At 67.6% G+C, this 26,462-nt stretch carries 19 protein-coding genes and 1 pseudogene; 11 read left to right on the forward strand and 9 right to left on the reverse strand.

Translation table 11 applies throughout. The features are described 5' to 3' along the window. Nucleotides 1–59 precede the first annotated feature (59 nt). The 5 genes from pcaH to pcaC all read left to right on the forward strand — a co-directional run bounded on the left by pcaH (nucleotide 60) and on the right by pcaC (nucleotide 3,980). Nucleotides 60–770, forward strand: coding sequence for a protocatechuate 3,4-dioxygenase subunit beta (pcaH, locus tag C1922_RS08585; RefSeq protein WP_108749368.1), 711 nt, complete (start codon nucleotides 60–62; stop codon nucleotides 768–770). Nucleotides 771–774: 4 nt separating this feature from the next. Then, on the forward strand, nucleotides 775–1,338 hold the full coding sequence (pcaG, locus tag C1922_RS08590; RefSeq protein ID WP_108749369.1) for a protocatechuate 3,4-dioxygenase subunit alpha: 564 nt from the start codon (nucleotides 775–777) through the stop codon (nucleotides 1,336–1,338). Nucleotides 1,339–1,416: 78 nt separating this feature from the next. Beyond that, entirely contained in the window at nucleotides 1,417–2,760 is a 1,344-nt protein-coding gene (locus C1922_RS08595; RefSeq protein WP_108749370.1) for a 3-carboxy-cis,cis-muconate cycloisomerase, read from the forward strand. A 26-nt stretch (nucleotides 2,761–2,786) separates the two neighbouring features. Beyond that, nucleotides 2,787–3,575 carry a 3-oxoadipate enol-lactonase gene (pcaD, locus tag C1922_RS08600; protein ID WP_108749371.1) on the forward strand — a complete coding sequence of 263 codons (789 nt, stop codon included), beginning with the start codon at nucleotides 2,787–2,789 and terminating at the stop codon, nucleotides 3,573–3,575. A gap of 21 nt (nucleotides 3,576–3,596) precedes the next feature. Further along, complete coding sequence (gene pcaC, locus C1922_RS08605) at nucleotides 3,597–3,980, forward strand: 4-carboxymuconolactone decarboxylase (protein WP_108749372.1); 384 nt, start codon at nucleotides 3,597–3,599, stop codon at nucleotides 3,978–3,980. A 102-nt stretch (nucleotides 3,981–4,082) separates the two neighbouring features. Here pcaC and C1922_RS08610 read toward each other — a convergent pair whose 3' ends face one another. Together C1922_RS08610 and C1922_RS08615 are read right to left on the reverse strand one after the other, a co-directional pair. Beyond that, entirely contained in the window at nucleotides 4,083–4,937 is an 855-nt protein-coding gene (locus C1922_RS08610; RefSeq protein WP_108751533.1) for an IclR family transcriptional regulator C-terminal domain-containing protein, read from the reverse strand. 101 nt (nucleotides 4,938–5,038) lie between these two features. Then, on the reverse strand, nucleotides 5,039–7,462 hold the full coding sequence (locus C1922_RS08615; protein WP_108749373.1) for a membrane-bound PQQ-dependent dehydrogenase, glucose/quinate/shikimate family: 2,424 nt from the start codon (nucleotides 7,460–7,462) through the stop codon (nucleotides 5,039–5,041). A 299-nt stretch (nucleotides 7,463–7,761) separates the two neighbouring features. Between C1922_RS08615 and C1922_RS08620 the strand changes: the two genes are divergently transcribed. After that, the gene (locus tag C1922_RS08620; RefSeq protein WP_108749374.1) at nucleotides 7,762–8,301 is read left to right on the forward strand and encodes an adenine phosphoribosyltransferase; all 540 of its coding nucleotides are present in this window, start codon (nucleotides 7,762–7,764) and stop codon (nucleotides 8,299–8,301) included. Nucleotides 8,302–9,276: 975 nt separating this feature from the next. Here the strand turns inward: C1922_RS08620 and dbpA are convergent. Then, entirely contained in the window at nucleotides 9,277–10,653 is a 1,377-nt protein-coding gene (gene dbpA, locus C1922_RS08625) for an ATP-dependent RNA helicase DbpA (protein ID WP_108749375.1), read from the reverse strand. 117 nt (nucleotides 10,654–10,770) lie between these two features. Then, entirely contained in the window at nucleotides 10,771–11,850 is a 1,080-nt protein-coding gene (locus C1922_RS08630; protein WP_108749376.1) for a YeiH family protein, read from the reverse strand. Between the two features lie 101 nt (nucleotides 11,851–11,951). Between C1922_RS08630 and C1922_RS08635 the strand changes: the two genes are divergently transcribed. After that, nucleotides 11,952–12,827: a LysR family transcriptional regulator gene (locus tag C1922_RS08635; protein ID WP_108749377.1), complete on the forward strand. Its 876-nt coding sequence runs from the start codon at nucleotides 11,952–11,954 to the stop codon at nucleotides 12,825–12,827. Nucleotides 12,828–12,938: 111 nt separating this feature from the next. Beyond that, complete coding sequence (locus tag C1922_RS08640; RefSeq protein WP_108749378.1) at nucleotides 12,939–14,822, forward strand: ATP-binding cassette domain-containing protein; 1,884 nt, start codon at nucleotides 12,939–12,941, stop codon at nucleotides 14,820–14,822. A gap of 55 nt (nucleotides 14,823–14,877) precedes the next feature. Here the strand turns inward: C1922_RS08640 and C1922_RS08645 are convergent, their stop codons facing one another. Together C1922_RS08645 and C1922_RS08650 are read right to left on the reverse strand one after the other, a co-directional pair. Then, the gene (locus tag C1922_RS08645; protein ID WP_108749379.1) at nucleotides 14,878–15,339 is read right to left on the reverse strand and encodes a cytochrome c; all 462 of its coding nucleotides are present in this window, start codon (nucleotides 15,337–15,339) and stop codon (nucleotides 14,878–14,880) included. A 9-nt stretch (nucleotides 15,340–15,348) separates the two neighbouring features. Then, the gene (locus tag C1922_RS08650) at nucleotides 15,349–15,738 is read right to left on the reverse strand and encodes a c-type cytochrome (RefSeq protein WP_108749380.1); all 390 of its coding nucleotides are present in this window, start codon (nucleotides 15,736–15,738) and stop codon (nucleotides 15,349–15,351) included. A 217-nt stretch (nucleotides 15,739–15,955) separates the two neighbouring features. On the opposite strand from C1922_RS08650, the gene C1922_RS08655 reads away from it, so the two are divergent. From C1922_RS08655 to C1922_RS08665, 3 genes and pseudogenes are all read left to right on the forward strand, one after another. Further along, complete coding sequence (locus C1922_RS08655) at nucleotides 15,956–17,113, forward strand: efflux RND transporter periplasmic adaptor subunit (protein WP_199912240.1); 1,158 nt, start codon at nucleotides 15,956–15,958, stop codon at nucleotides 17,111–17,113. Between the two features lie 62 nt (nucleotides 17,114–17,175). Then, a pseudogene (locus C1922_RS08660) lies at nucleotides 17,176–20,628 on the forward strand (efflux RND transporter permease subunit); the annotation flags it as partial. Then, the gene (locus tag C1922_RS08665) at nucleotides 20,625–23,705 is read left to right on the forward strand and encodes an efflux RND transporter permease subunit (RefSeq protein WP_108749381.1); all 3,081 of its coding nucleotides are present in this window, start codon (nucleotides 20,625–20,627) and stop codon (nucleotides 23,703–23,705) included. The pseudogene C1922_RS08660 and the gene C1922_RS08665, both read left to right, overlap by 4 nt. Before the next feature lie 102 nt (nucleotides 23,706–23,807). On the opposite strand, the gene C1922_RS08670 is transcribed toward C1922_RS08665, so the two are convergent. Genes C1922_RS08670 through C1922_RS08680 form a run of 3 tightly spaced genes read right to left on the reverse strand, consistent with a single transcriptional unit; the run spans nucleotide 23,808 to nucleotide 26,457 of the window. Next, nucleotides 23,808–24,653, reverse strand: coding sequence for a phytanoyl-CoA dioxygenase family protein (locus C1922_RS08670; RefSeq protein ID WP_108749382.1), 846 nt, complete (start codon nucleotides 24,651–24,653; stop codon nucleotides 23,808–23,810). Nucleotides 24,654–24,701: 48 nt separating this feature from the next. Beyond that, nucleotides 24,702–25,934 carry a TraB/GumN family protein gene (locus C1922_RS08675; RefSeq protein WP_108749383.1) on the reverse strand — a complete coding sequence of 411 codons (1,233 nt, stop codon included), beginning with the start codon at nucleotides 25,932–25,934 and terminating at the stop codon, nucleotides 24,702–24,704. Continuing rightward, nucleotides 25,927–26,457 carry a GNAT family N-acetyltransferase gene (locus C1922_RS08680; RefSeq protein WP_108749384.1) on the reverse strand — a complete coding sequence of 177 codons (531 nt, stop codon included), beginning with the start codon at nucleotides 26,455–26,457 and terminating at the stop codon, nucleotides 25,927–25,929. The genes C1922_RS08675 and C1922_RS08680 overlap by 8 nt, the downstream gene beginning before the upstream one ends. Between the last annotated feature and the right edge of the window lie 5 nt (nucleotides 26,458–26,462).

Below are 26,462 nucleotides of genomic sequence, written 5' to 3' on the forward strand. Positions count from 1 at the left end.
CTGCCCGTAACCAGCATGACAGCCGCGGCCCTCGGGCCGCTCGCCAACAGGAGTACGCCATGAGCGATCCCACCGAACTGCGCGGCTACCGCAAGCCGTATCCCGGCAGCCAGCCGCCGCGCATCCACCTGCCGTACGCCAGCACCGCCAAGCGCGGCCCCGGCACCGACCCGATTGCCATTCCGGTCACCCTCTCCGAAGTGACTGGCCCGAGCATCAACCGCATCACCCTGGGCGCGCATGCTGCCGATCTGACCGCTGGCTTCCCCGGCCAACCGCAGGGTGAGCGCATCATCGTCAGTGGCCGCGTGCTGGACGAGAACGGGCGGCCGGTGCGCAATTCGGTGGTCGAGGTGTGGCAGTGCAACGCCGCCGGGCGCTACCTGCACAAGGGCGACCAGCACGACGCGCCCCTGGATCCGAACTTCAAGGGCACCGGCCAGGTGCTGACCGACAGCGAAGGCCGCTACCGCTTCACCACCATCAAGCCGGGTGCGTACCCGTGGCGCAACCACTACAACGCCTGGCGCCCGGCGCATATCCATTTTTCGCTGCATGGCGAAGGCATCGGCCAGCGCCTGGTCACGCAGATGTACTTCCCCAATGACCCGCTGCTGGCGTTCGATCCGATCTACAACTGCGTGGATGACGCCAAGGTCCGCGAGCGCATGGTGTCCTCGTTCGACTGGGAAACCACCGCGAATGAATTCGCGCTGGGCTATCGTTTCGACATCGTATTGCGCGGTCGCAAGATGACCGTGTGGGAGTAAGACCATGAGCTTCCAATCCACTCCGTGGCAGACCGTCGGCCCGTACTACCGCCTGGGCCTGGAACCGCTGTACCGCGTCGAGATCGCGCCGGCGCAGGCGCAGGGCGAACGCGTGCAGGTGCAGGGCCAGGTGTTCGATGGCGAGGGCGTGCCGGTGTCCGATGCCGTGCTGGAAATCTGGCAGGCCGACGCGCAGGGCATCTACGCGCACGCCGAAGACCCGCGCCGCGACGACCACGATCCCAGCTTCGATGGCTGGGGTCGCGTGCCGACCGACGACCAGGGCCGCTTTGCCTTCACCACCGTCAAGCCGGGCCGCGTGCCCGGACTGCGCGGTGAAGCGCAGGCGCCGCACCTGGTGGTGCTGGTGTTCATGCGCGGCCTGCTGCAGGCCACCCGCGGCCGCATCTACTTCAGTGACGAAGCCAGCAATGGCGACGATGCCATCCTGGCGCTGGTGCCGGCCGAGCGCCGCCACACCCTGGTCGCGCAGGCGCAGGGCCAGGGCGTGTACCACTGGGACGTGCGCATGCAGGGCCCCGATGAAACCGTGTTCTTTGCCTACTGAACGCCCGGGCTGTCGCTTGCCCACGCCGGTCACCGCCGGCGCGGGTAAGCTGGTGCAACCCCGGAAGGATCTTCCTTGATGAACCAGACTCCTTCGCTGCTTGGCGGCCTGTTCGGCGAGCCTGCCGTGGACGCGGCGTTCACCGATGCGGCGCGGCTGCAGGCCATGCTGGACGTGGAAGCAGCGCTGGCACGCGCACAGGGGCGCTGCGGGGTGATTCCGCAGGCGGCAGTAGCGCCGATCGAGGCGGCCTGCAATGCAGCCCATTACGATGTGAGCGCGCTGTCGGCTGCCACCGCGCTGTCCGGCAACCCGGCCATCCCGCTGGTGAAGGCACTGACCGCGCAGGTCAAGGCGAACGACGCCGAGGCGGCGCGCTGGGTGCATTGGGGCGCGACCAGCCAGGACATCATCGACACCGGTGCGGTGCTGCAGTTGCGCGCCGCGCGTGAGCACGTGCTGTCGCGCCTGCAGACGCTGTGTACGGCGCTGGTGCAGCTGGCCGACGCCGAGCGTGGTACCGGCCTGCCGGGCCGCACCTTGTTGCAGCAGGCGGTGCCGGTCACCTTCGGGCTGAAGGCCGCCGGCTGGCTCGATGCCCTGCAGCGCAGCCAGCGCCGCCTGCAGGCCTTGGGCGAAGAAACCCTGGTGCTGCAGTTCGGTGGTGCCGCCGGCACCCTGGCCTCGCTGCAGCACCGTGGCCTGGACGTTGCCCAGGCGCTGGGCGAGGAACTGCAGTTGCCGGTGCCGGCACTGCCCTGGCACACCGCACGCGATCGGGTGGCCGAGCTGGGCAGCGCGTTCGCATTGCTGACCGGCAGCCTGGGCAAGATCGCCACCGACATCGTGCTGCTGATGCAGTCCGAAGTGGCCGAAGCCTTCGAGCCGGCAGGCGAGGGCAAGGGCGGATCGTCGGCCATGCCGCACAAGCGCAACCCGGTGGGCTGCGTGGCCGCCATCGCCGCTGCCACTCGTGTGCCGGGCCTGCTGTCCACGCTGTACAGCGCCATGCCGCAACCGCACGAACGTGCGGCCGGGCAGTGGCATGCCGAATGGGAAACCGTGCCGGAGATCGTGCGCCTGTGTGCCGGCAGCCTGGCCCAGGTCACCGTGGTGGTGTCGGGGCTGCAGCTGGATCGCGCGCGCATGCTGCAGCACCTGGACAGCCATGGCGGCCTGCTCTACGCCGAAGCCGTGGCGGTCACTCTGGGCGAGTGCATCGGCAAGGCCGCCGCGCATGCGCTGGTGGAACAGGCGGCGCAGCGCGCGCTGGGCCAATCGCAGCACCTGCGCACGGTACTGGCGCAGATGCCCGAGGTCACCGCGCAGCTTTCCGCTGCACAACTCGATGCCTTGTTCGCCGCCGACAGTTGGCGTGGCATGGCCGATACCTGGATCGACCGCGTGCTTGCACGCGCCTGATCCCCACGCACTTCGCTGGAGCCAGCATGCCGTTTCTCGAGCTTCCGCAGCATCGACTGCACTACCAGACCGAGGGCCGTGAAGACGGCCCCTGGCTGACCTTCTGCAACTCGCTGGGCACCGACCTGGGCATGTGGGCGCCGCAGGTACAGGCGCTGTCGGCGCAATACCGCATCCTGCGCTATGACCGTCGCGGCCATGGCCAGTCCAGCGCGCCGCCCGGCCTGTACAGCGTGGCCGACCTGGGCGCCGACGTGCTGGCGTTGTGGGATCACCTGGGTATCGAGCGCAGCCACTTCTGCGGGCTGTCCATCGGCGGGCTGACCGGTCAGTGGCTGGGCGTGCATGCCGGCAACCGCCTGCGCACGCTCACCGTGGCCGCCACCGCCGCGAAGATCGGCAGCGCCGAAAGCTGGCAGGCGCGCATCGCCCAGGTGCAGCACGACGGCCTGCTGCCGCTGGTCGACGGTACGCGCGAGCGCTGGTTCACGGCCCGCTTCGCGCAGACCCATGCCAGCCTGGTGGAAGACATCCTGCAGCGCTTCCTGGCCACGTCGGTGGAAGGCTATGTGGGCTGCTGCAACGCGGTGGGCACTGCCGACTTCCGCGAGGTGCTGGCGCGCATCCAGGTGCCGCTGCTGGCCGTCGCCGGGGATGACGATCCGGTCTGCGTGCCGGCCGATCTGCAGGCCATTGCCAGCGGCGCAGCGCAGGGCGCGTATGCGCAGGTCGCCGGCCGGCATATCTGCAACCTGGAATCACCGCAGCCCTTCACCGACGCATTGGCCGCGCATCTGGCGCAGGCCACGCACTGACACTTGCACAGGTAGACGACGATGGACGAACAGGAACGCTACGAAGCCGGCTTGGCGGTACGCCGGCAGGTGCTGGGCGAAGCCCATGTGGAACGCTCGCTGCAGGCGCGCACGGACTTCACCACTGAATTCCAGGAATTCATCACCCGCACGGCGTGGGGCACGGTGTGGACCCGCGACGGCCTGCCGCGGCACACCCGCTCGCTGCTGACCATCGTGATGATGGTGGCGCTGGGCCACGACGAAGAGTTCAAGCTGCATATCCGCGCGGCACGCAACAATGGCGTCACGCCGGAAGAGATCAAGGAAGTGCTGCTGCAGGCGGCCATCTACTGCGGCGTGCCTGCGGCCAACCACGCCTTCGCGCTGGCCAAGCCGATCCTGGAAGAGCAGGCGGCCGACTGAGGGCGGGGTCGGATCCCTTTGCAACGCAAAGGGCTCTGCCCCCGCTCACGACTGGGGTCAGAGCCCTTTCCTGCGGAAAGGAATCCGACCCCGGGGCTTGGCTCAATGCAGCAACGACCCCAGCTGCTGCGCGGCCTCGCGCAGGCGCGGCAGCAACTGCGACTGCATCACGCCCAGGTTCACGCGGCCGGCCTGGGTGCCGATGTTCAACGCGGCAATCACCTCGCCACTGCGCGAACGCACCGGCACGGCGATCGAACGCAGGCCGATCTCCAGCTCCTGGTCCACCAGCGAAACGCCTTCGCGGCGGACCTTCTCCAGCGTTTCCAGGAAATCATCCATGCGGGTGATCGTGCGCTCGGTGCGCGGGCGCAGGGGCGTGCGTTCCAGATAGCCTTCCAGCGTGTCGCGCGGCAGGGCCGCCAGCAGCACCCGGCCCATCGAGGTGCAGTACGCCGGCAGGCGGCTGCCGGCACGCAGGCCGATGGACATGATGCGCACGGTCTCGGCACGCGCGATGTACAGGATGTCATCGCCATCGAGCACGCCCAGGGAACACGATTCGTGCACGTCGTCGCGCAGCGCATCCAGCACCGGCTGTGCGGCGGCGGTCATCGACGAGGACGCCACGTAAGCGCCGCCCAGGCCCAGCACGCGCGGCAGCAGCACATACCCGCGGCCCTGTTCGCCCACGTAGCCCAGCTTTTCCAGCGTGTACAGCACGCGGCGCACCGCCGCACGCGAGATCCCGGTGTCGCTGCTGATCTGTGACATGGTCACTTCGCGCGGATGCTGCGAAAACACGCTCAGCACGGCCAGGCCGCGGCCGAGCGACGTCATGAAATCCGGATCGCCCTGGTTGCCCTGGATCTGCTGCATCAACTCATGGGCCAGCCCGCGCTCCTGTGGCGGGGCCGGGGAACGCTTGGGGCGGCGGCTGGGAGGAACAGCAGGCATGGCAACCGGTTTCATCTACGTAAGCCCTGCATGGTAAGCGCTGGGCAGCAGGATCGGTACCCGCACGCCGTGGCCACGATGGGCCACGGCGTGGGCACGGTTCACTTGCTCTGCGGCAACGCGTAGGCGATCACGTAATCGCCGCGGTCCGGCGACTGGCGCGCGCCACCGGCGGAAATGACCACGTACTGGCGGCCGGTCTTCGGCGAGACATAGGTCATCGGCGTGCCCTGGCTGCCCACCGGCATGCGGGCCTTCCACACTTCCTTGCCGCTGCGGCTGTCATAGGCGCGCAGGTAGTAATCCTGGGTGCCGGCGAAGAACAGCAGGCCCGACTGGGTGGCCAGCGAACCGCCCAGCGTCGGCATGCCGATCGGAATGGGCAGGTGCATCTTGATGCCCATCGGCCCGGTGTCCTGCACCGTGCCCACCGGCACCTGCCAGACCAGCTTGTGGGTGGCCAGGTTGATGGCCGACATCGTGCCGAACGGCGGCTGCTGGCAGGGAATGCCCAGCTTGGACAGGAAGCGGTCGCGCAGAGAGCCGTACGGCGTGCCGGTCTGCGAAGCGGCGCCCATTTCCACGCCACCATCGCCGCTGGTCATCTGCGCACGCGGAATCAGCTTGGTCCACAGGCCCAGGCGCATGTCATTCACGAACAGGTAGCCCGTGGTCGGGTCGACCGAAGCGCTGCCCCAGTTCATGCCGCCCAGCGAGCCGGGCCACTGCAGGGCCAGGTCTTCGCCCGGCGGGGTGTACATGCCGTCGTAGCGGAACTGCTTGAACTGGATGCGGCACAGCATCTGGTCGATCGGTGTGGCGCCCCACATGTCCGATTCGGTCAGCGTCTGCGCGCCGATCTGCGGCAGGCCCACCGACAGCGGCTGGGTGGCGGCGTAGCGTTCGCCCTGGGCGTTGCCCTGCGGTGCGGGAATCTCGCGCACTTCGGTGATCGGCTGGCCGGTCTGGCGGTTCAGCATGAAGATCTGGCCGGCCTTGGTGATCTGCAGCAGGGCCGGCAGGGTGCCGCCCTTGCCGTCGGGCACATCGGTCAGGGTCGGCTGCGCGGGCAGGTCGTAATCCCACAGGTCGTGGCGCACGGTCTGGTAGACCCAGCGCTCCTTGCCCGTGGCCACGTCCAGCGCGACCACGGCCGAGCTGTACTTGTCGTCCTGCGGTGTACGCTCGCCGGCCCACTGGTCCGGCGTGGTGTTGCCGGTGGGCAGGTAGACCAGGCCCAGCTGCGGATCGTAGGCCATCGAGGTCCACACGTTCGGCGTGGCGCGGGTGTAGTGGATCGACGGATCCAGCGGCACGTCCGGGGTTTCCTTGGACAGATCCCAGACCCAGGCCAGCGCGCCGGTGCGCACGTTGTATGCACGCACCACGCCGGACGGTTCGCCTACCTCGATGTTGTCGGCCACGCGGCCGCCGACCACGATCAGGTCACCGGCCACCAGCGGTGCGGCGGTCAGCGTGTAGAAACCGGGCTTGATCTCGCCCATGCCCACCTTCAGGTCGACCACGCCGTTGCTGCCGAAATCCGGGCAGAGCGCGCCGGTCTTGGCATCCAGCGCGAACAGGCGGGCATCGATGGAGGTCATCAGGATGCGCTTTTCGCAGATCGCCGGCTGGCCGACTGCAGCCGCGACGCTGGGGGCCGGTGCAGACGGCTCGACCGTAGCGGCGGGCGCGGCGACGGCGGTGCTGCTGTCGAAGTAGCCCAGGCCGCGGCAGCGCTGCCAGTTCGGTGCCGTGGCCTTGGGATCGAAGGCCCAGCGCTGCGTTCCCGAATCGGCATCGATGGCGATCACCTGGTTGTGCGGGGTGCACAGGTACAGGGTGTCGCCGATCTGCAGCGGGGTGTTCTGGTCTTCTGCGCCGAAGCCGTTGCTTTCCGGCACATCGCCGGTGCGCGCGGTCCAGGCCACCTGCAGCTGCTGCACGTTGTCCGGGGTGATCTGGTCCAGCGCGGCGAAGCGGGTGCCGGCGGTGGTATTACCCCAATGCATCCAGTCACGCTGCTCGCTGCCCTTGGCCACCGGCACTACCGGTGGCACATCGCCGGCGGCGGACACCACCGGGCGTGGCTGGAAGGCCGATACCGCGGTGGCCAGCAGGCCCACCAGCAGCACGGCGGCAACGCCGTAGGCACCGCGGCCGGCCGCTGCGCCACGGCTGCGCCGCAGCACCGGCCAGGCCAGTGCCACCAGCAGGGCCAGCACGGCCGGCATCACCAGGCGCGATACCAGCGGCCAGAAATTCCAGCCGGCATCGACCAGTGCCCACACCACGGTGGCCACGAAGGCGGCGCCGTACAGCAGCGCACCGGCCGGGCGGCGCGCCAGCAGCAGGGCACCGGCCAGTGCCGATGCCAGACCCATCAGCAGGAAATACCAACTACCCCCCAGCAGAGCCAGGCGCACACCGCCGACCAGCAGGGCCAGGCCGAACAGTGCCACCAGAATGCCGAGCAGGACCAGCAGCACCCGGCACAGGGCCGGAACTTTCGTCGTCTCGTCCACGTTGCATGAACCTCGTATCGAAAAACCCCACGGCCGTGGGGGAAGGCCCGCGCGCGCCAGGCGTGGCGGGGACCGTTCGGCATCCCTGGCTGCGGGCCGTCCAGCGGGCGGGCAGGCAGTGACCTGCTTATGGCGCAGGCGGAGTGAATGGCCGGTTAGGGCGATTATCGCACGAGTGTGCGATTTTGGTGTGAGATCGGGCAGGCCACCGATGGAACGTTGCGGCGCGCCAGTGCCGGGAACGGGCAGCGTTCAGGCGAACCGGTTACCCTATGCCGCCATACAAGCTGGTAGCTGCAATGACCGACGCCACCGTGGCCGTCCCCGCCTGGGCCTCGCGCCTGCGCGATATCGCTGATTTCCCCAAGCCCGGCATCCTGTTCAAGGACATCATGCCGCTGCTCGCGCACGGCGAAGACTTCCGCGGCGCGATCACGGCCATGGCCGATCGTTGGCGCGGCCAGAAGCTGGATGCGGTGGTCGGTATCGAATCGCGCGGTTTCATCCTGGGCGCGGCCATGGCGCTGGAACTGGGCGTGGGCTTCGTGCCGGTGCGCAAGCCGGGCAAGCTGCCGGGCAAGGTGCTGCGCGAGGAATACACGCTGGAATACCGCAGCGACTGCATTGAAGTGCACGCCGATGCGCTGCAGGCCGGTGCGCGCGTGGCCATCATCGATGACGTACTGGCGACGGGCGGTACGCTGGTCGCCGCGCTGTCGCTGGTGCGCCGCCTGGGCGTGGACGTGGTCGGCGCTGGCGTGCTGGTGGAACTGGACGGCCTGGGCGGCCGTGGCCGCTGGGAAGCGGATCTGCCGCTGCACACCGAACTGGTGTTCTGAGCGGGGAGCCTGAGCCGGTAGGTGCCGCCCTGATCCGGTAGGTGCCAACCTTGGTTGGCACTGCTGTTCGCGCGACCTGTGGAGCGCCAACCAAGGTTGGCGCCTACCAGATCGCGTTGATTTGCTTTGGTCGGCACCGGTTGGCGCCTACCAGATCACGGTGATCTGCTGTGGTAGGTGCCAACCTTGGTTGGCACTGCTGTTCGCGCGACCCGTGGAGCGCCAACCAAGGTTGGCGCCTACCAGATCGCGGCGACTTGCTCTGGTTGGCACCGGTCGGCGATCACCAGATCGCGGTGATCTGCTTTGGTAGGTGCCAACCTTGGTCGGCACTGCTGTCATCAGCAGCCTACGAAGCGCCAACCAAGGTTGGCGACTACCAGATCGCGGCGACTTGCTTTGGTTGGCACCGGTCGGCGATCACCAGATCGCGGTGATCTGCTTTGGTAGGTGCCAACCTTGGTCGGCACTGCTGTCCGCAGCAGCCTACGAAGCGCCAACCAAGGTTGGCGACTACCAGATCGTGGCGATTTGCTCTGGTTGGCACCGGTTGGCGATCACCAGATCACGGTGATCTGCTGTGGTAGGTGCCAACCTTGGTCGGCACTGCTGTCCGCAGCAGCCTATGAAGCGCCAACCAAGGTTGGCGACTACCAGATCGTGGCGATTTGCTCTGGTTGGCACCGGTCGGCGATCACCAGATCGCGGTGATCTGCTTTGGTAGGTGCCAACCTTGGTTGGCACTGCTGTCCGCAGCAGCCTACGAAGCGCCAACCAAGGTTGGCGACTACCAGATCGCGGCGATTTGCTCTGGTTGGCACCGGTCGGCGATCACCAGATCACGGTGATCTGCTTTGGTAGGTGCCAACCTTGGTTGGCACAGCTGTTCGCGCGACCCGTGGAGCGCCAACCAAGGTTGGCGCCTACCAGATCGCGGTGTTTCGCTTTGGCGGGCACCGGTTGGCGCCTACCAGATCACATCATCCGCACGCGGAAGCGGCGGCCCTTGATCTTGCCGGCTTCCAGCTTGGCCACGGCCTTGTTTGCCTGTTCGCGGGCAATGGCCACGTACGAGCGGGTGGGGAAGATCGCGATCTTGCCGATGTGCTTGCCCGACAGGCCGGCATCGCCGGTCAGCGCACCCAGGATGTCGCCGGGGCGCAGCTTGTCGGTCTTGCCGCCATCGATGCGCAGCGTGCGCATGGCCGCCTGCGGCAGCTCGGCCGGGCGCGAGGTCGCCAACGGGGTCTTCTGCCAATCCAGCGGCTGGCCCATCTGTGCCTCGATCGCCTCGGCACGGGTCTTCTCGCGGCCGGCCACCAAGCTGATCGCCAGACCGCTGGCACCGGCGCGGCCGGTGCGGCCCACGCGGTGCTGGTAGCTTTCCACGTCGGTCGGCAGTTCGTAGTTGATCACCGCCGCCAGTTCTTCCACGTCCAGGCCACGGGCGGCCACGTCGCTGGCCACCAGCACGTTGCAGCTGCGATTGGCCAGGCGCAGCAGCACTTCTTCGCGGTCACGCTGTTCCATGTCGCCATGCAGGGCGAGTGCGGAGAAGCCGAACTGCTGCAGCGAGTTGGCCACTTCGTCCACGTCCTTGCGGGTGTTGCAGAACACCACCGCCGATTCGGGCGTGTACTTCAGCAGCAGGCCGGCCAGTGCCTTCTGCCGGTGCGCCGGTTCCACCTCGCAGAACAGGTGGCGGATGGCCGGGGCCTGGTCGGCGCCCTCCACGGTGACTTCCACCGCCTCGCGCAGCAGGTCGCGGGCGATGGCGCGGATGCTGTCTGGGAAGGTGGCCGAGAACAGCAGGCTCTGGCGGTCCTTGTGGGTGCGGCCGGCGATCTCGCGGATCGGCTCTTCAAAACCCATGTCCAGCATGCGGTCGGCTTCGTCCAGCACCAGCGTGCGCACCGCGCCCAGGTTCAACGCACGCTTGCGTGCCAGTTCCTGCACGCGGCCGGGCGTGCCCACCACCACATGCGGGTCGTGGCCTTCCAGCGATGCCAGCTGCGGGCCCAGCGGCACGCCACCGACCAGGGTCAGCAGCTTCAGGTTGGGAATGCCGGTGGCCAGCTTGCGGACCTGCTTGCCGACCTGGTCGGCCAGTTCGCGGGTCGGGCACAGCACCAGCGCCTGCACGCGGATCAGGCTGGGGTCGATGGCCTGCAGCAGGCCCAGGCCGAAGGCGGCGGTCTTGCCGCTGCCGGTCGGCGCCTGCGCAATCACATCGCGGCGATCGAGGATCGCGGGCAGGCTCTGCGCCTGGATGGGCGTAAGCGTGGTGTAGCCGAGGGCGTCCAGGCCGGGCTGCAGGGCCGGGCTCAGCGGCAGGGTCGAAAAGTCAGTCATGGCGCATTGTACCTGTCTGCGCGGCAGGGCCCGTGGTGCAGCCGTCATCCACGCATGGCGTGGATCTTCCGTCGCCCCCGCTCTGGTGGGTGCCGACCTTGGTCGGCACGCTCTCGCTCAGCCCAGCACCGCCAGCACACCCTGGTGGATCGCCAGCCCGCCGAACAGCAGCCACGCAAACAGGATCAGCGCCAGCAGCAGCGGCTTCAGTCCGGCCTGGCGCAGCGCCGAAACGTGGGTGGTCAGGCCCAGCGCGGCCATCGCCATCGCCAGCAGCACGGTATCCAGCTGCACCAGCCCCGCTTGAAGGCCGGCCGGCAGCAGATGCAGCGAGTTGAACCCGGCCACCGCCACGAAACCAAAAGCGAACCACGGCACCACGATGCGCGCCTTGCTGCCATCGGCGCTGGCCTTGCCGCCCCGCGCCAGCCACAGCGACAGTGCCACCAGGAACGGTGCCAGCAGCATCACCCGCACCATCTTGGTAATCACCGCGGTATCGGCAGCGGCTTCGCTCACCGCGCGGCCGGCGGCCACCACCTGCGCCACTTCGTGCACCGTCGCACCGGTGAACAAGCCGTACTGGCGCGCGTCCATCGCCAGCCACCCATGCGACTGCACCAGCGCATACAGCGCCGGGTACAGGAACATCGCCAGCGTGCCGAACACCACCACCGTCGACACCGCCACCGTGACCTGTGCCGCGCGGCCACGCACCACCGGTTCGGCGGCCATCACCGCCGCCGCGCCGCAGATCGCGCTGCCGGCACCGATCAGCATCGCCGCCTCGCGCTCCATCTTGAACACGCGCATGCCCAGCCAGCAGGCCAGTCCGAAGGTGCTGGCGACCACCAGCACGTCCATCAGCACGCCGGTGACGCCGACATGGCCGATGTCCTGGAAGGTCAGGCGCAGGCCGTAGAGCACGATGCCGGCGCGCAGCAGCCAGTGCTTGGAAAACCCCACGCCGGCTGCGCTGCTCGGCGCCAGCCGCGGGTAGAGGGTGTTGCCGACCACGATGCCGGCGACGATGGCCACGGTCAGCGCACTCAGACCGTGCGCCTGCAGCCAGGGCAGCTCGGCCAGGTACAGCGACGCCGCCGCGATCAGGCCCACCAGCAGCAGGCCGGGCAGGCGCGGCTGCCAGCGCTGGCGCAGGGCGGGCAGGAACCAGGGGGAGAGAGCAGGGGCGTTCATGGCAGGGCAGGGCTGGAGTGATGGGGCAAGCGTGCGCCTCTGTATCTGACCTGTAAAACGAATAATATGGGTGAAACCTACCTATCAAGCGGGTAAATGCCATGCGCCTGACCTTGCGCCAGCTGCAGGTCTTCGTCGCCATCGCCGATCATGGCAGCACCACCGCCGCCGGCCAGGCCATCGCGCTTTCACAGTCGGCCAGCAGCGCCGCACTACAGGAACTGGAGGCGCACTTCGGCACGCCGTTGTTCGACCGCATCGGCCGCCGCCTGGCCCTGAACGGCCATGGCCGCGCCCTGCTGGAACCGGCCCGCGCGCTGCTGGTCAACGCCGCCGACCTCGAGCGCCAGCTCGCTGCCGGTGGCGACCCGGGCCGGGGCGCGCCCTTGCGGCTGGTGCTGGCCGCCAGTACCACCATCGGCAATTACCTGCTGCCGCCACGCATTGCCGAGCTGCTGCGGCAGGCCCCGCAGGCGCAGGTCGATCTGCGCATCGACAACAGTGTCGGGGTGGTCGCCGCCGTGCAGCGGCTGGATGTCGACGCCGGCCTGATCGAAGGCCCGTGCCACGAGCGTGGCCTGCAGGTCACGCCCTGGCAGCAGGACCCGCTGGTGATGGTCGCCGCCGCAGACGCCCCCGCGCGCTGGTCGCTGGACGAACTGCGCGCCGCCCGCTGGCTGCTGCGCGAGCCGGGCTCAGGCACCCGCGAAGCCGTGGAGCAGGCCCTGCTGCCGCACCTGCACGGTTTCGCCCAGACCCTGCAACTGGGCAATACCGAAGCCATCAAGCAGGCCGCGATTGCCGGGCTGGGCGTGGCCTGCCTGTCGCGCCATGCGGTGGAAGAGCCGCTGGCGCTGCGCCGCCTGCAGGTGCTGGACACTCCGCTACCGGCCCTGCAGCGCACCCTTTGGCTGGTACGTCACCCTGGCAAGCAATGGCTGCCGGGACTGCAGGCGTTGTTGGGAGCGGTGGGATAACCACGCTTCACGATGCGGTCAGAGCCCGTTGCGCAGCAACGGGATCCGACCCCGACATGCCTGTTCGCCGGCGAGATTCCGGCTGACCTCCCCAACGCTTACACTATGGGGATGCCTCTGATTACTCTGCAGAACGTCGACTTCAGCGTCGGCGGCCCGTTGTTGCTGGAAAAGGCCGAACTGTCGATCGAGCCGGGCGAACGCATCGCCCTGATCGGCCGCAACGGCGCCGGCAAATCCACCCTGCTCAAGCTGCTGTCCGGCGACCACAAGCCAGATGACGGCGAAGTGCGCGTGCAGCAGGGCGTGCGCGTCACCCGCCTGGAACAGGAAGTGCCGCATGGCGCCGCCGGTTCGGTGTTCGACGTCGTGGCCGACGGCCTGGGCGAACTGGGCCAGTGGCTGGCCGAATTCCACCACCTCAGCCATGCCGAGGAATTCGACGGCGAAGCGCTGGGCAACGTGCAGGCCAAGATCGACGCCGCCAACGGCTGGGGCCTGGACCAGCGCGTGAGCGAAACCCTGACCAAGCTCGACCTGGACGGCGATGCCGAATTCGGCCGCCTGTCCGGCGGCATGAAGCGCCGCGTACTATTGGCCCGCGCGCTGGTGTCCAGCCCGGATGTGCTGCTGCTGGACGAACCGACCAACCACCTGGACATCGAAGCCATCGACTGGCTCGAAGCCTTCCTGAAGGGCTGGAGCGGCAGCGTGGTGTTCGTCACCCATGACCGCCGCTTCCTGCGCGCGCTGGCCACCCGCATCGTCGAGATCGACCGCGGCCAGGTCACCAGCTGGCTGGGCGACTGGGCCAACTACGAGCGCCGCCGCGAGGAACGCCTGAACGCGCAGGCGCAGGAAAATGCCCGCTTCGACAAGCTGCTGGCGCAGGAAGAAGTCTGGATCCGCCAGGGTATCAAGGCCCGCCGCACCCGCGACGAAGGCCGCGTGCGCCGCCTGAAGGCGATGCGCACCGAGCGCTCGCAGCGCCGCGACCTCAGCGGCAACGTCAAGATGGAAGCTGCGCAGGGCGTCAGCTCCGGCAAGAAGGTCATCGACGTCAAGGACATTTCGTTCGCCTTCGGCGAGCGCACCATGGTCCGCGACTTCACCACCACCATCCTGCGTGGCGACCGCATCGGCCTGATCGGCCCCAACGGCAGTGGCAAGACCACGCTGCTGAAGCTGCTGCTGGGTGAGCTGCAGCCGGCCAAGGGCGAAGTCAACGCCGGCACCAACCTGCAGATTGCCTACTTCGACCAGTACCGTGCGGTGCTGCGTGAAGACTGGAGCGCGATCGAGAACGTGGCCGAAGGCCGGGATTTCCTCGAGTTCAACGGCAAGCGCAAGCACGTGCATGCGTACCTGCAGGACTTCATGTTCACCCCCGAGCGTGCGCGTGCGCCGATCACCCGCCTGTCCGGCGGCGAACGCAACCGCCTGCTGCTGGCCAAGCTGTTCGCGCAGCCGTCCAACCTGCTGGTGATGGACGAACCGACCAACGACCTGGACGTGGAAACCCTGGAGCTGCTGGAAGAGCTGCTGGGCGAATACACCGGCACGCTGCTGCTGGTCAGCCACGACCGTGATTTCATCGACAACGTGGTGACCTCCACGCTGGTGATGGAAGGCGACGGCGTGATCGGCGAATACGTGGGTGGTTACAGCGACTGGCAGCGTTACGCGGCCAGCATCAGCAGCCCGGTGGCACCGGTGGTGGCCAAGCTGGCGCCGGCCGTCGCGCCGGCACCGGCCGCTGCCGAACCGGCCGCCGCCAAGCGCAAGCTCAGCTACAAGGAAGCGCGCGAGCTGGAGCAGCTGCCCAAGACCATTGAAAAGCTGGAAGGCGATGTGGAAGGCCTGACCGCGGCCATGAACGATCCCTCGTTCTACACCCGCAGCAGCGCCGAAGTGACCGCGCACACCCAGCAGCTTGCCAAGGTGCAGGCCGAGCTGGACGCTGCGTACGCACGTTGGGAAGAGCTGGAAGGCTGATCGCCGGGGGTTCGTGCGGACCAAGGTCCGCACCTACCAATCAACGGTCCGCGGGTCATTTCACCCCGTGCAGGTCCCGCAGCTGGCTCGGCCGGCTGCCGAAGTATGCCGCCAGATCCGCAATGTCCTGGTCGCTCAGGTCTTTGGCCTGCGGCGTCATCAGCGCATGTTCGCGGTCGCCGGCGCGGTAGGCCTGCAGTGCATGCGCCAGGTAATCGCCGTACTGGCCGCCCAGCTTGGGGTAGGTCGGGTCGATCGGCGCGTTGCCGTCGGCACCATGGCAATCGATGCAGCTCTGGTTGGTGGCCTTGCCCTTTACCTTGGCGCGGGCTTCGCCGGCGGCTTCGCGCCCGGCCGGCAGGCCGGCCGACGATGAAGAGCCGTGCTCGCCACTGGCATGGCCAGGGTCGGCGGCGGATTTTTCGCTGTTTTCCACCTGCGACTGCGAACAGGCGGCCAGCAGCAGGGCGACGGACAGGGCGATGGCGTGACGCACGGGATGCGCGGCTTTCGACATGGGCGGGCCTTACTTGACGGTGGACAGGTAAACAGCGAGATCGGCGATCTCCTGTTCGCTGAAGCTCATCGACTGCGCCTGCATCGTCGGATGCCGGCGCTTGCCCTGGCGGTACTCGGTCAGGGCCTGGGTCAGGTACTGCTGGCTCTGGCCACCGATCTTGGGCACCCGGTAACTGGGGTAGGCGTTCTTGTAGCCGGTGATGCCATGGCACCCCTGGCAGGTGTAGGCCAGCACCCGGCCATTGTCGAAGTTGCCGCTGGGCGCGGCAGGCGCCGGCGTGGCGGCAGGTGCCGGGGCCGGTGTGGCAGGTGCAGAAGCAGGAGCGGGCTGTGCGGCGGCCCCAAGGGGCAGGAGGACGGCCAGAGCGAGACAAGCGGCGAGCGGCTGCGGGCGCATGATGTCGTTTCCGGGGTTCGGGTCTGGTCGTTCCGGCGTGGGGTACGGAACGGTCCCGAGTATAGCCTCAGGTTTCATCTAGCTGAAATGGGGGCGGTCCGACCAGCGGCGTGAAGGCACCATGACCTTTGGGATATGGTGTGGCCGTGAAGTGGTGCATTACTTTGGTAGCACACCTGCCCACACCCCCGTCCACGCATCTTCCAGGGACCTGACGATGTCGTACTCCATCTTGCTGCCGGGCCGCCGCAGCGCAACCTGTGCTGCCGCGCTGCTGCTCACCACCACCCTGCTGCTGAGCGGTTGCGCCGCGGGGCCCAACGCCGAGGCCAAGGCCGAAACCAAGGACGAGAAAAAGGTCGAATCGGTACCGGTGGAAGTGGCCGTGGCCAGCCATCGCGCCGTGGCCGCCAGCTACACCGGCACGGCCGCGCTGGAACCGCGCGCCGAATCGCAGGTGGTGGCCAAGACCTCCGGCGTTGCGCTGGCGGTGCTGGTGGAAGAGGGCCAGCGGGTTTCCGCCGGACAACCCCTGGTGCGCCTGGACCCGGATCGCGCCCGCCTGGCCGTGGCGCAGAGCGAAGCGCAGCTGCGCAAGCTGGAAAACAACTACCAGCGCGCGCAGAAGCTGGTGGGCCAGCAGATGATCAGCGCCGCCGACGTGGACCAGCTGCGCTACGACCTGGAAAACATGCGTGCGCAGTACCGCCTGGCCACGCTGGAACTGTCCTACACCACGGTGGTGGCGCCGATCTCCGGCGTCATCGCTTCGCGCTCGATCAAGACCGGCAACTTCGTACAGATCAACACGCCCATCTTCCGCATCGTCGACAACTCGCGGCTGGAGGCCACGCTGAACGTGCCTGAGCGCGAGCTGGCCACGCTGCGCGCGGGACAGCCGGTCACGCTGTCGGCCGACGCGCTGCCGGGGCAGAGCTTCACCGGCACGGTGGACCGCATCGCACCGGTGGTCGATTCGGGCAGCGGCACCTTCCGCGTGGTCAGTGCCTTCGATGGCGCCGCGCACGCCCTGCAGCCGGGCATGTTCGGCCGCATCCGCATCGACTACGACCAGCGCGCCGACGCACTGGTGGTGCCGCGCCTGTCGCTGCTGGACGATGGCGAACCGGCAGTGTTCCGCGTGCGCGCCGGCAAGGTGTCCCGCGTGCCGGTGAAGCTGGGCTATGCCGAAGGCCCGTGGGTGGAGATCCGCGAAGGCCTGGCCGCCGGTGACCAGGTGGTCACGGCCGGCAAGGTGGCGCTGCGCGACGGTACTGCGGTGCAGGTCATCGCCGATCCCAACGCCAAGGCCAAGGCCAAGCCGGCCACGGTGGCCGCGGCCAAGCCCGCAGACAAGGCCGGGAGCCAGCAATGACCGCCCCGGGCCACGACCACGGTGCCTCGCCGGCGAGCGACGGCGCCGCCTCCGGCATGCGCGGCGGCCTGGTGGAATTCGCCACCCGCCGCCGCGTCACCATCGCCATGTGCACGGTCACCCTGCTGCTGTTCGGCCTGATCGCGCTGGGCAACCTGAAGGTGAACCTGCTGCCGGACCTGAGCTATCCCACGCTCACCGTGCGCACCGAATACACCGGCGCGGCACCGACCGAAATCGAAAGTCTGATCAGCCAGCCGGTGGAAGAAGCGGTGGGCGTGGTCAAGAACCTGCGCAAGCTGAAGTCGGTCTCGCGCACCGGGCAGAGCGATGTGGTGCTCGAGTTCGCCTGGGGCACCAACATGGACCAGGCCAGCCTGGAAGTGCGCGACAAGATGGAAGCGCTGAACCTGCCGCTGGAGGCAAAAGCCCCGGTGCTGCTGCGCTTCAATCCGTCCACCGAGCCGATCATGCGCCTGGTGCTGTCGACCAAGGCCGCGCCGGCCAGCGATGAAGATGCGATCCGCGAACTGACCGGCCTGCGCCGCTATGCCGACGAAGACCTGAAGAAGAAGCTGGAACCGGTGACCGGCGTGGCTGCGGTGAAGGTGGGTGGCGGTCTTGAGGATGAGATCCAGGTGGACATCGACCAGCAGAAGCTGGCCCAGCTCAACCTGCCCATCGATACCGTCATCAAGCGGCTGAAGGAAGAGAACATCAACATCTCCGGCGGCCGCCTGGAGGAGGGCTCGCAGCGCTTCCTGGTGCGTACCGTCAACCAGTTCGCCGATCTGGAAGAGATCCGCAACCTGCTGGTCACCACCCAGTCGTCCAACGGCAGTGCGGCCGATTCGGCCCTGCAGCAGATGTTCACCATTGCCGCTTCCACTGGTTCGGCGGCCGCCGTTGCCGCTGCGTCGGCCGCGCAGAGTGCCTCTTCGGGCAGCTCCAGCGTGGTCGCCAACGGTGTGCCGGTGCGCCTGAAGGACGTGGCCACCGTGCGCCAGGGCTACAAGGAACGCGAAGCGATCATCCGCCTGGGCGGCAAGGAATCGGTGGAGCTGGCCATCTACAAGGAAGGCGATGCGAATACCGTTGCCACCGCGCAGGCCCTGCGCACGCGCCTGGAACAGATCAAGAGCACCTTCCCGTCCGACGCCGAACTGACCACCATCGAGGACCAGTCGCGCTTCATCGAACACGCCATTGCCGATGTCAAAAAGGACGCGGTGATCGGTGGCCTGCTGGCCATCCTCATCATCTTCCTGTTCCTGCGCGATGGCTGGTCCACCTTCGTCATCAGCCTGTCGCTGCCGGTGTCGATCATCGCCACGTTCTTCTTCATGGGCCAGCTTGGCCTGAGCCTGAACGTGATGTCGCTGGGCGGTCTGGCCCTGGCCACCGGCCTGGTGGTGGACGACTCGATCGTGGTGCTGGAAAGCATCGCCAAGGCGCGCGAACGTGGCCTGGGCATCCTGCAGGCGGCCATCGTCGGCACCCGTGAAGTGAGCATGGCGGTGGTGGCCTCGACCCTGACCACCATCGCCGTGTTCCTGCCGCTGGTGTTCGTCGATGGCATTGCCGGCCAGCTGTTCCGCGACCAGGCGCTGACGGTGGCCATCGCCATTGCCATTTCGCTGCTGGTGTCGATGACCCTGATCCCGATGCTCAGTTCGCTGAAGGGCCGCCCGCCGCTGGCGTTCCCGGAAGAACCCGGCGCCGACGCGTGGCGGCCGGACAGCCGCTGGCAGAAGCCGGTGGCGCTGGGTCGTCGTGGGTTCGTGGCCAGCGTGCGCTGGAGCTTCTTCGCCCTGGCCTGGCTGGTGGTGCGCGTGTGGCGCGGCATCGTGGCCGTGGTTGGCCCGGTCATGCGCAAGGCCAGCGATATCGCCATGAAGCCCTATGCCGGCGCCGAGCGCGGTTATCTGCGCCTGCTGCCCAATGCGCTGGCCCACCCGGGCAAGGTGCTGGGTCTGGCCGGGCTGGCCTTCGTGGCCACCATGGCCATGGTCCCGATGCTGGGCGCGGACCTGATTCCGCAGCTGGCCCAGGACCGCTTCGAAATGACCGTGAAGCTGCCCGCCGGCACGCCGCTGAAGCAGACCGATGCGCTGGTGCGCGAACTGCAGCTGGCCCATGGCCAGAGCCAGCGCGTGGCCTCGCTGTATGGCGTCAGCGGCAGTGGCACCCGGCTGGATGCCAGCCCCACCGAAAGCGGTGAGAACATCGGCAAGCTGACCGTGGTCATGGCCGGCGGCGGCAACGCGAAGACCGAAGCGGAGATCACCGAGCGCCTGCGTGACAGCATGGGCCAGCATCCGGGCGCACAGGTCGACTTCGCGCGGCCGGCCTTGTTCAGTTTCTCCACGCCGCTGGAAATCGAGCTGCGGGGGCAGGACATGGCCACCCTGGAAGTAGCCGGCCAGCGCCTGGCCGCGCTGCTGCGTGGCAACGCGCACTACGCCGACGTCAAATCCACCGTGGAAGAAGGCTTCCCGGAAATCCAGATCCGCTTCGACCAGGAACGCGCCGGTGCGCTGGGCCTGACCACGCGGCAGATCGCCGATGTGGTGGTGAAGAAGGTGCGCGGCGACGTGGCCACGCGCTACAGCTTCCGCGACCGCAAGATCGACGTGCTGGTGCGTGCCCAGGAAGGCGACCGCGCCAGCGTGGACAGCATCCGCCGGCTGATCGTCAATCCGGGCAGCACCCGTCCGGTCACCCTGGATGCAGTGGCCGACGTCATCGCGACCAGCGGCCCCAGCGAGATCCACCGCGCCGACCAGACCCGCGTGGCGGTGGTCTCGGCCAACCTGCGCGACATCGATCTGGGCGCGGCCATGCGCGAAGTGCAGCAGATGGTGGCCGAACAGCCGCTGGGTGCCGGCGTGGGCCTGCATATCGGCGGGCAGGGCGAAGAACTGGCGCAGGCCGCCACCTCGCTCATCTTCGCCTTCGGCCTGGCCATCTTCCTGGTCTACCTGGTGATGGCCTCGCAGTTCGAATCGCTGCTGCACCCGTTCGTCATCCTGTTCACCATTCCGCTGGCGCTGGTCGGGGCGATCCTGGCGCTGATGCTGACCGGAAAACCCATTTCGGTGGTGGTGTTCATCGGCCTGATCCTGCTGGTCGGCCTGGTCACCAAGAACGCGATCATCCTGATCGACAAGGTGAACCAGCTGCGCGAAGCGGGCGTGGCCAAGCACGAAGCCCTGGTGGAAGGGGCGCGCTCGCGCCTGCGGCCGATCATCATGACCACCTTGTGCACCTTGTTCGGCTTCCTGCCGCTGGCGGTGGCGATGGGCGAGGGCGCCGAGGTGCGTGCGCCGATGGCCATCACCGTGATCGGCGGCCTGCTGGTGTCCACCCTGCTCACCCTGCTGGTCATTCCGGTGGTGTACGACCTGATGGACCGCCGCGGCGATGCCTACTACCGCGAACGCGGCCGCAAGCACGCCGGTGAAGGCCTGCACGGCGCCACCGGCAGCGCGGCGGGCGCGGAGGAACCGGCATGAGCGTTGCCGAGTTTTCCATCCGTCGCCCGGTCACCACCATCATGTGTTTCGTGTCGCTGGTTGTGGTCGGCCTGATCGCCTCGTTCCGGCTGCCGCTGGAAGCGCTGCCGGACATCTCCGCGCCGTTCCTGTTCGTGCAGATTCCCTATACCGGCTCCACGCCGGAAGAGGTGGAGCGCACCATCATCCGCCCGGTGGAAGAGTCACTGGCCACCATGACCGGCATCAAGCGCATGCGCTCGTCGGCCACCGCCGAGGCGGCGTCCATCTTCATCGAGTTCAGCGATTGGGACCGCGACATCGCCATCGCGGCCTCCGATGCGCGCGAGCGCATCGATGCGATCCGCAGCGATCTGCCTGACGACCTGCAGCGCTACAACGTGTTCAAGTGGTCCAGCAGCGACCAGCCGGTGCTGAAGGTGCGCCTGGCCAGCACCACCGACCTGACCACCGCGTATGACATGCTGGACCGCGAGTTCAAGCGGCGCATCGAACGCATTCCCGGCGTGGCCCGCGTGGACATCACCGGCGCGCCGCCGAACGAGGTCGAGATCGCCATCGACCCGAACCGGCTGAACGCCCATGGCCTGAGCATCAACGAATTGAGCGAGCGCCTGCGCACGCTGAACTTCTCGATCTCGGCCGGGCAGATCGACGACAACGGCCAGCGTGTGCGCGTGCAGCCAGTGGGCGAGATCACCGACCTGCAGGAAATGCGCGACCTGGTGATCAATGCCACCGGCCTGCGCCTGGGCGATATCGCCGATGTGCGCCTGAAGCCGGCGCGCATGAACTACGGCCGTCGGCTGGACGGCAACCCGGCGGTGGGCCTGGACATCTACAAGGAGCGCAGCGCCAACCTGGTGGAAGTCTCGCGCGCTGCGCTGGCCGAAGTGGAAGCGATCCGCGCGCAGGATTCCATGCGCGATGTGCAGATCAAGGTCATCGACAACCAGGGCAAGGCGGTCACGTCCTCGCTGCTGGAACTGGCCGAAGCCGGTGCGGTCGGTCTGATCCTGTCGGTCACCGTGCTGTTCTTCTTCCTGCGCCACTGGCCGTCCACGCTGATGGTCACCCTGGCCATTCCCATCTGTTTCACCATCACCCTGGGCTTCATGTACTTCGCCGGGGTCACCCTGAACATCCTGACCATGATGGGCCTGCTGCTGGCGGTGGGCATGCTGGTGGACAACGCCGTGGTGGTGGTGGAAAGCATCTACCAGGAACGCGAACGCATGCCGGGACAGCCGCGGCTGGCCTCGATCATCGGCACCCGCAACGTGGCCATCGCGCTCAGCGCCGGCACCCTGTGCCACTGCATCGTGTTCGTGCCCAACCTGTTTGGTGAAACCAACAACATCAGCATCTTCATGGCGCAGATCGCGATCACCATCTCGGTCTCGCTGCTGGCCTCATGGCTGGTGGCCGTCAGCCTGATTCCCATGCTGTCCGCGCGCATGGCCACGCCCAAGCTGGTGCATTCGCAGACCGGCGTGATCGCGCGCCTGCAGCACCGTTACGCGAAGTTGCTGGACTGGTCGCTGCGCCACCGTGGCTGGAGCCTGCTGGGCATCGTGCTGGTGGTGCTGGTCAGCCTGGTGCCGATGAAGCTGACCAAGGTGGACATGTTCGGCGGCGAAGGCGGCAAGGATATCTTCATCGGCTACATGTGGAAGGGCGCGTATACCTATCGGCAGATGTCCGAGGAAGTGGGCCGCGTGGAAGCGTGGATCGAAGAGAACCGCGAGCGCCTGCACGTGCAGCAGGTGTATTCCTGGTACAGCGAACAGGAAGGCAGCTCCACCGTCGTCACCCTGGACGAGAAGCACGCCAAGGACATCAAGGCGCTGCAGGAGGAAATCCGCAAGGGTCTGCCCAAGTCCGCACGCACCGACTATTTCGTTGGCAACCAGGGCGGCGACGGCGGCGGCGGTGGCAACCAGGGCGTGCAGGTGCAGCTGGTGGGCGATTCCAGCACCCTGCTGCAGGAGATCGGCCAGGAAGTGCTGCCGCTGCTGGCACAGCGCAGCGAGCTGCGCGACGTGCGCATCGACAACGGCGAAAAGGGCGGCGAGCTGAAGGTACACGTCGACCGCGAACGTGCCGCCGCGTTCGGCTTCAATGCCGAACAGGTGGCCAGCTTCGTCGGCCTGGCCCTGCGTGGCGCACCCATGCGCGAGTTCCGCCGTGGCGACAACGAAGTGCCGGTCTGGGTGCGTTTTGCCGGTGCCGAGCAGAGCAGCCCGGAAGACCTGGCCGGCTTCAGCGTGCGCACCGGTGATGGCCGCAGCGTGCCGCTGTTGAGCCTGGTCAGCGTGGATGTCGGTTCGTCGGCCACCCAGATCGGCCGGACCAACCGCCAGACCACGCTCACCATCAAGGCCAACCTGGCCGAGAAGATCACCGCACCCGATGGCCGCAAGGCGATCGAAGCCGTGCTCAAGCCGATGAACTTCCCGGCCGGCTATGGCTACAGCTTCGATGGCGGCGACTACGGCAACGACGATGAAGCCATGCAGCAGATGGTGTTCAACCTGCTCATCGCGCTGGTGATGATCTACGTGGTGATGGCCGCGGTGTTCGAATCGCTGCTGTTCCCGGCGGCGATCATGAGCGGCGTGCTGTTCTCGATCTTCGGCGTGTTCTGGTTGTTCTGGATCACCGGCACCTCGTTCGGCATCATGTCCTTCATCGGCATCCTGGTGCTGATGGGCGTGGTGGTGAACAACGGCATCGTGATGATCGAGCACATCAACAACCTGCGGCGTGGCGGCATGGGCCGTACCCAGGCGTTGGTGGAAGGCTCACGCGAGCGCCTGCGCCCGATCATGATGACCATGGGTACGGCGATCCTGGCGATGGTGCCGATCTCGCTGACCAGCACGCAGATGTTCGGCGATGGCCCGGAGTACGCCCCGATGGCACGCGCGATTGCCGGCGGCCTGGCGTTCTCCACCGTGGTCAGCCTGCTGTTCCTGCCCACGATCTACGCCCTGCTGGACGACCTGCGCAACGCCGCCGTGCGCCTGATCCGCCGCGCCCGCGGCCTCGACAAAACCGCGGCCACCGCTGCGTAGCGTCGAGCTTGCTCGACTGCCGCCAATGGCGGCCACACCGTGTGTAGTGGTGGGGGGAGACCGGTCGTAGTGGGGCGGTCTCCCCTTTTTTTGCCGGGGCGATCAGGCCTTGCGCAGGAACCAGGTCCGGCGCGTGTATTCGTGACCGAAATCGACATGGCCAAACCGCGCGATCTCGCGCTGGCCACGGCGGTAGTAGCGCCACGGGGCTTTCTCCGGCAGCGCGGTCTGGCCGTAGAACACGTCCATGTGGCCCACCGGCATCGACTTGGGCGTCACGTGCATCACCACGCTGCGGCGGGTACCAGCCGAAGGGTGCGGCGCACCGCCGTGGAACAGCTGCGGGTGCCAGACAATCACATCGCCCGGCTGCACATGCACCGCCTGCGCCTGCAGCCCGGCTTCCTCGCACTGGCGCGCCACCGCTTCCTGGTAGCCCGCCCAGCCTTCGCCGGCCATCGGGCTGACCGGGCCGTCACCAAACACTTGCTTTCGCAGTGCCTGCAGGTCGATGGGCGGCAGCAGGTGGCTGCCCGGCACCACGCGCAGTGGACCGTTGCTGTCGTCCACCGCGTCCAGCGCCGTCCACACACCCATGTAGCGCTCGCCCGGCGAAGTGCAGAACACGGGCGTGTCGCGGTGCAGTGACTGCTCCGATCCGCGCTCGTAGTACAGGCTGGTGTAGAGCGTGGTGGGCTCACCGAAGAAGCGGTCGCAGACATCGATGGCCGCGTTGTCGGTCAGCAGCGCGGTCATTGCATCCACCACCAGGTGCAGGTTGACGATCCGGTACAGCCGCTGGTGGTCATCCAGGTTGCGCGTCACCGCTTTCACGTTGCGCTGCTTGAACCGCGCGATGCGCTGGTTGATGTCCTCCACCAGCGCCGGCGCGATCGCCTGGCGCACCACCACGTAGCCATCGCGCATCAGTGCTTCATATGCATCCATTGCTCATTCGTCTCCTCGATACGCATGCCTGCCGCGCAGGCCGTGGTTTCAGCCTGCCACCTTGCCCCATATCCGGCCGGCGGTCAGCCACAGGCCCAGCATGCTGCCCAGGTTGGTCAGCATGAAGGTCAGCACCACCCGGGTCACCCGGTTGCGGTACCAGCCCTTCAGGCTCTGCGCATCGTCGCGCAGCTTCAGGAAATCCTCGTACGCCGGCTTGCGCAGGCGCGCTTCCACCAGCGCCGAGAACGCGCCGGTGGGAATGCTCAGGCGGAACGGCTTGAACGGTGCCACCACGATGGCAGTCAGGATGCTCAGCGGGTGGCTGCCGGCCAGCAGGCAGCCCAGGCCCGCCAGGCCGCCGGTGTACATCGCCCAGGTCGCCAGCAGTTCGGTGCCCACGCCCAGCCCGCCGCGGTAGAAGCCCACGCCAATGCCGGTCACCACGATGGCCAGGATGGCCAGGGTGAACCAGGGAATGTTGCGCTTCTTCGGCACCGCTTCCAGCTCGGCACGCAGCGCTGCCGGTGCGTCGTTGTCGGTTTCCAGGTAGCGCGCCAGGCCGGCCAGGTGGCCGGCGCCGACCACGGCCAGCACCTCGCGCTGCAGCGGGGTGTGTTCCTCGCGCAGGCGGGTGGCCATGTAGCGGTCGCGCTCGCCAATGATGGTTTCGTACAGCGCCGGGCTTTCGCTGGCGAACTCGCCGAAGCTCGATTCCAGCATGTCGCCCTGCTTCAGCTTCTCGATCTCGTTCTCGCCCACTTCTTCGGACGAGAACAGACCGGCGCCGAGCCCGGCCACCAGCTTCAGCTTGCCGAAGAAGCCCAGCCGCTGCGAGGCGCGGCGGAAGGTCAGGCCCACCTCGCGGTCGATCAGGTGCACCGGTAGGTTGCGCTCGCGCGCCAGGTCCACGGCACGCTTCAGCTCGGCGCCGGGTTCGATGCCCAGCTGCTCGGCCAGGCGGCGCTGGTAGGCCGACAAGGCCAGGTTGGCGGCGAACAGGGCCACGCGGCCCTTGCGGATCACTTCCACCAGGTCCAGCTTGGCCAGCGTGTCCGGATCGCTCAGGGCCTGCAGGCGCTGCGGGTCCAGTTCCACGGCCACCGCATCGAAGCGGCCGCTGTCGATGGCCTTTTCCACGGCCTCCACGCTGGCGTGGGAAACGTGGGCGGTGCCCAGCAGGGTGTAGCGCACGCCGTCGCGCTCGACAACGCGCACCGGCTGGCCGGCGAACAGATCGTCGCCGGTTTCGGGAAGGGTTTCAGTCATGGGGTCATTCATTGGAAGGGGCGGTGTCGGCGCCGTCGCCGAGCGCGCGCTGCATCTGCACGGTGTCCAGCCAGCGGCCGTGCTTGCGGCCCAGGCCCTGGAACACGCCCACCAGGTGGAAGCCGAAGCGTTCGTGCAGCTTGATGGAGGCAGTGTTGGTGGGTTCGCCGATCACCGCCACCATCTGCCGGTAACCGCGCGCGGTGCAGGCATCGATCAGCGCCTGCAGCAGGTTCGTACCCACGCCTTTGCCCTGGAAGGCGGCATCGACATAGACCGAGTTTTCCACGGTCCACTGGTAGGCCACGCGGGTGCGATAGGTGTTGGCGTAGGCATAGCCTGCCACCTGGCCGTCGATCTCGGCGACCAGATAGGGGAAGCCGCGGTCGATGATGTCGTGCATGCGGCGCAGCATCTCGACCGCATCCGGAATGTCGTACTCGTAAGTGTTGACGAAATCGGTCACTTCCACCGCGTAGATCGCGGTGATCGCAGCGATGTCGGCCGGGCCGGCATCACGGATGAGGACGGCCATGCCGG

The organism is Stenotrophomonas sp. ZAC14D2_NAIMI4_7, from assembly GCF_003086675.1.
In the GTDB taxonomy this organism is placed as follows: domain Bacteria; phylum Pseudomonadota; class Gammaproteobacteria; order Xanthomonadales; family Xanthomonadaceae; genus Stenotrophomonas.

Coding starts and splice junctions, on each gene's coding strand:
- pcaH (WP_108749368.1), top strand. CDS start 60: ATGAGCGATCCCACCGAACTGCGCGGCTACCGCAAGCCGTATCCCGGC.
- pcaG (WP_108749369.1), top strand. CDS start 775: ATGAGCTTCCAATCCACTCCGTGGCAGACCGTCGGCCCGTACTACCGC.
- C1922_RS08595 (WP_108749370.1), top strand. CDS start 1,417: ATGAACCAGACTCCTTCGCTGCTTGGCGGCCTGTTCGGCGAGCCTGCC.
- pcaD (WP_108749371.1), top strand. CDS start 2,787: ATGCCGTTTCTCGAGCTTCCGCAGCATCGACTGCACTACCAGACCGAG.
- pcaC (WP_108749372.1), top strand. CDS start 3,597: ATGGACGAACAGGAACGCTACGAAGCCGGCTTGGCGGTACGCCGGCAG.
- C1922_RS08610 (WP_108751533.1), bottom strand. CDS start 4,937: ATGCCTGCTGTTCCTCCCAGCCGCCGCCCCAAGCGTTCCCCGGCCCCG.
- C1922_RS08620 (WP_108749374.1), top strand. CDS start 7,762: ATGACCGACGCCACCGTGGCCGTCCCCGCCTGGGCCTCGCGCCTGCGC.
- dbpA (WP_108749375.1), bottom strand. CDS start 10,653: ATGACTGACTTTTCGACCCTGCCGCTGAGCCCGGCCCTGCAGCCCGGC.
- C1922_RS08630 (WP_108749376.1), bottom strand. CDS start 11,850: ATGAACGCCCCTGCTCTCTCCCCCTGGTTCCTGCCCGCCCTGCGCCAG.
- C1922_RS08635 (WP_108749377.1), top strand. CDS start 11,952: ATGCGCCTGACCTTGCGCCAGCTGCAGGTCTTCGTCGCCATCGCCGAT.
- C1922_RS08640 (WP_108749378.1), top strand. CDS start 12,939: ATGCCTCTGATTACTCTGCAGAACGTCGACTTCAGCGTCGGCGGCCCG.
- C1922_RS08645 (WP_108749379.1), bottom strand. CDS start 15,339: ATGTCGAAAGCCGCGCATCCCGTGCGTCACGCCATCGCCCTGTCCGTC.
- C1922_RS08650 (WP_108749380.1), bottom strand. CDS start 15,738: ATGCGCCCGCAGCCGCTCGCCGCTTGTCTCGCTCTGGCCGTCCTCCTG.
- C1922_RS08655 (WP_199912240.1), top strand. CDS start 15,956: ATGTCGTACTCCATCTTGCTGCCGGGCCGCCGCAGCGCAACCTGTGCT.
- C1922_RS08665 (WP_108749381.1), top strand. CDS start 20,625: ATGAGCGTTGCCGAGTTTTCCATCCGTCGCCCGGTCACCACCATCATG.
- C1922_RS08670 (WP_108749382.1), bottom strand. CDS start 24,653: ATGGATGCATATGAAGCACTGATGCGCGATGGCTACGTGGTGGTGCGC.
- C1922_RS08675 (WP_108749383.1), bottom strand. CDS start 25,934: ATGAATGACCCCATGACTGAAACCCTTCCCGAAACCGGCGACGATCTG.
- C1922_RS08680 (WP_108749384.1), bottom strand. CDS start 26,457: ATGGCCGTCCTCATCCGTGATGCCGGCCCGGCCGACATCGCTGCGATC.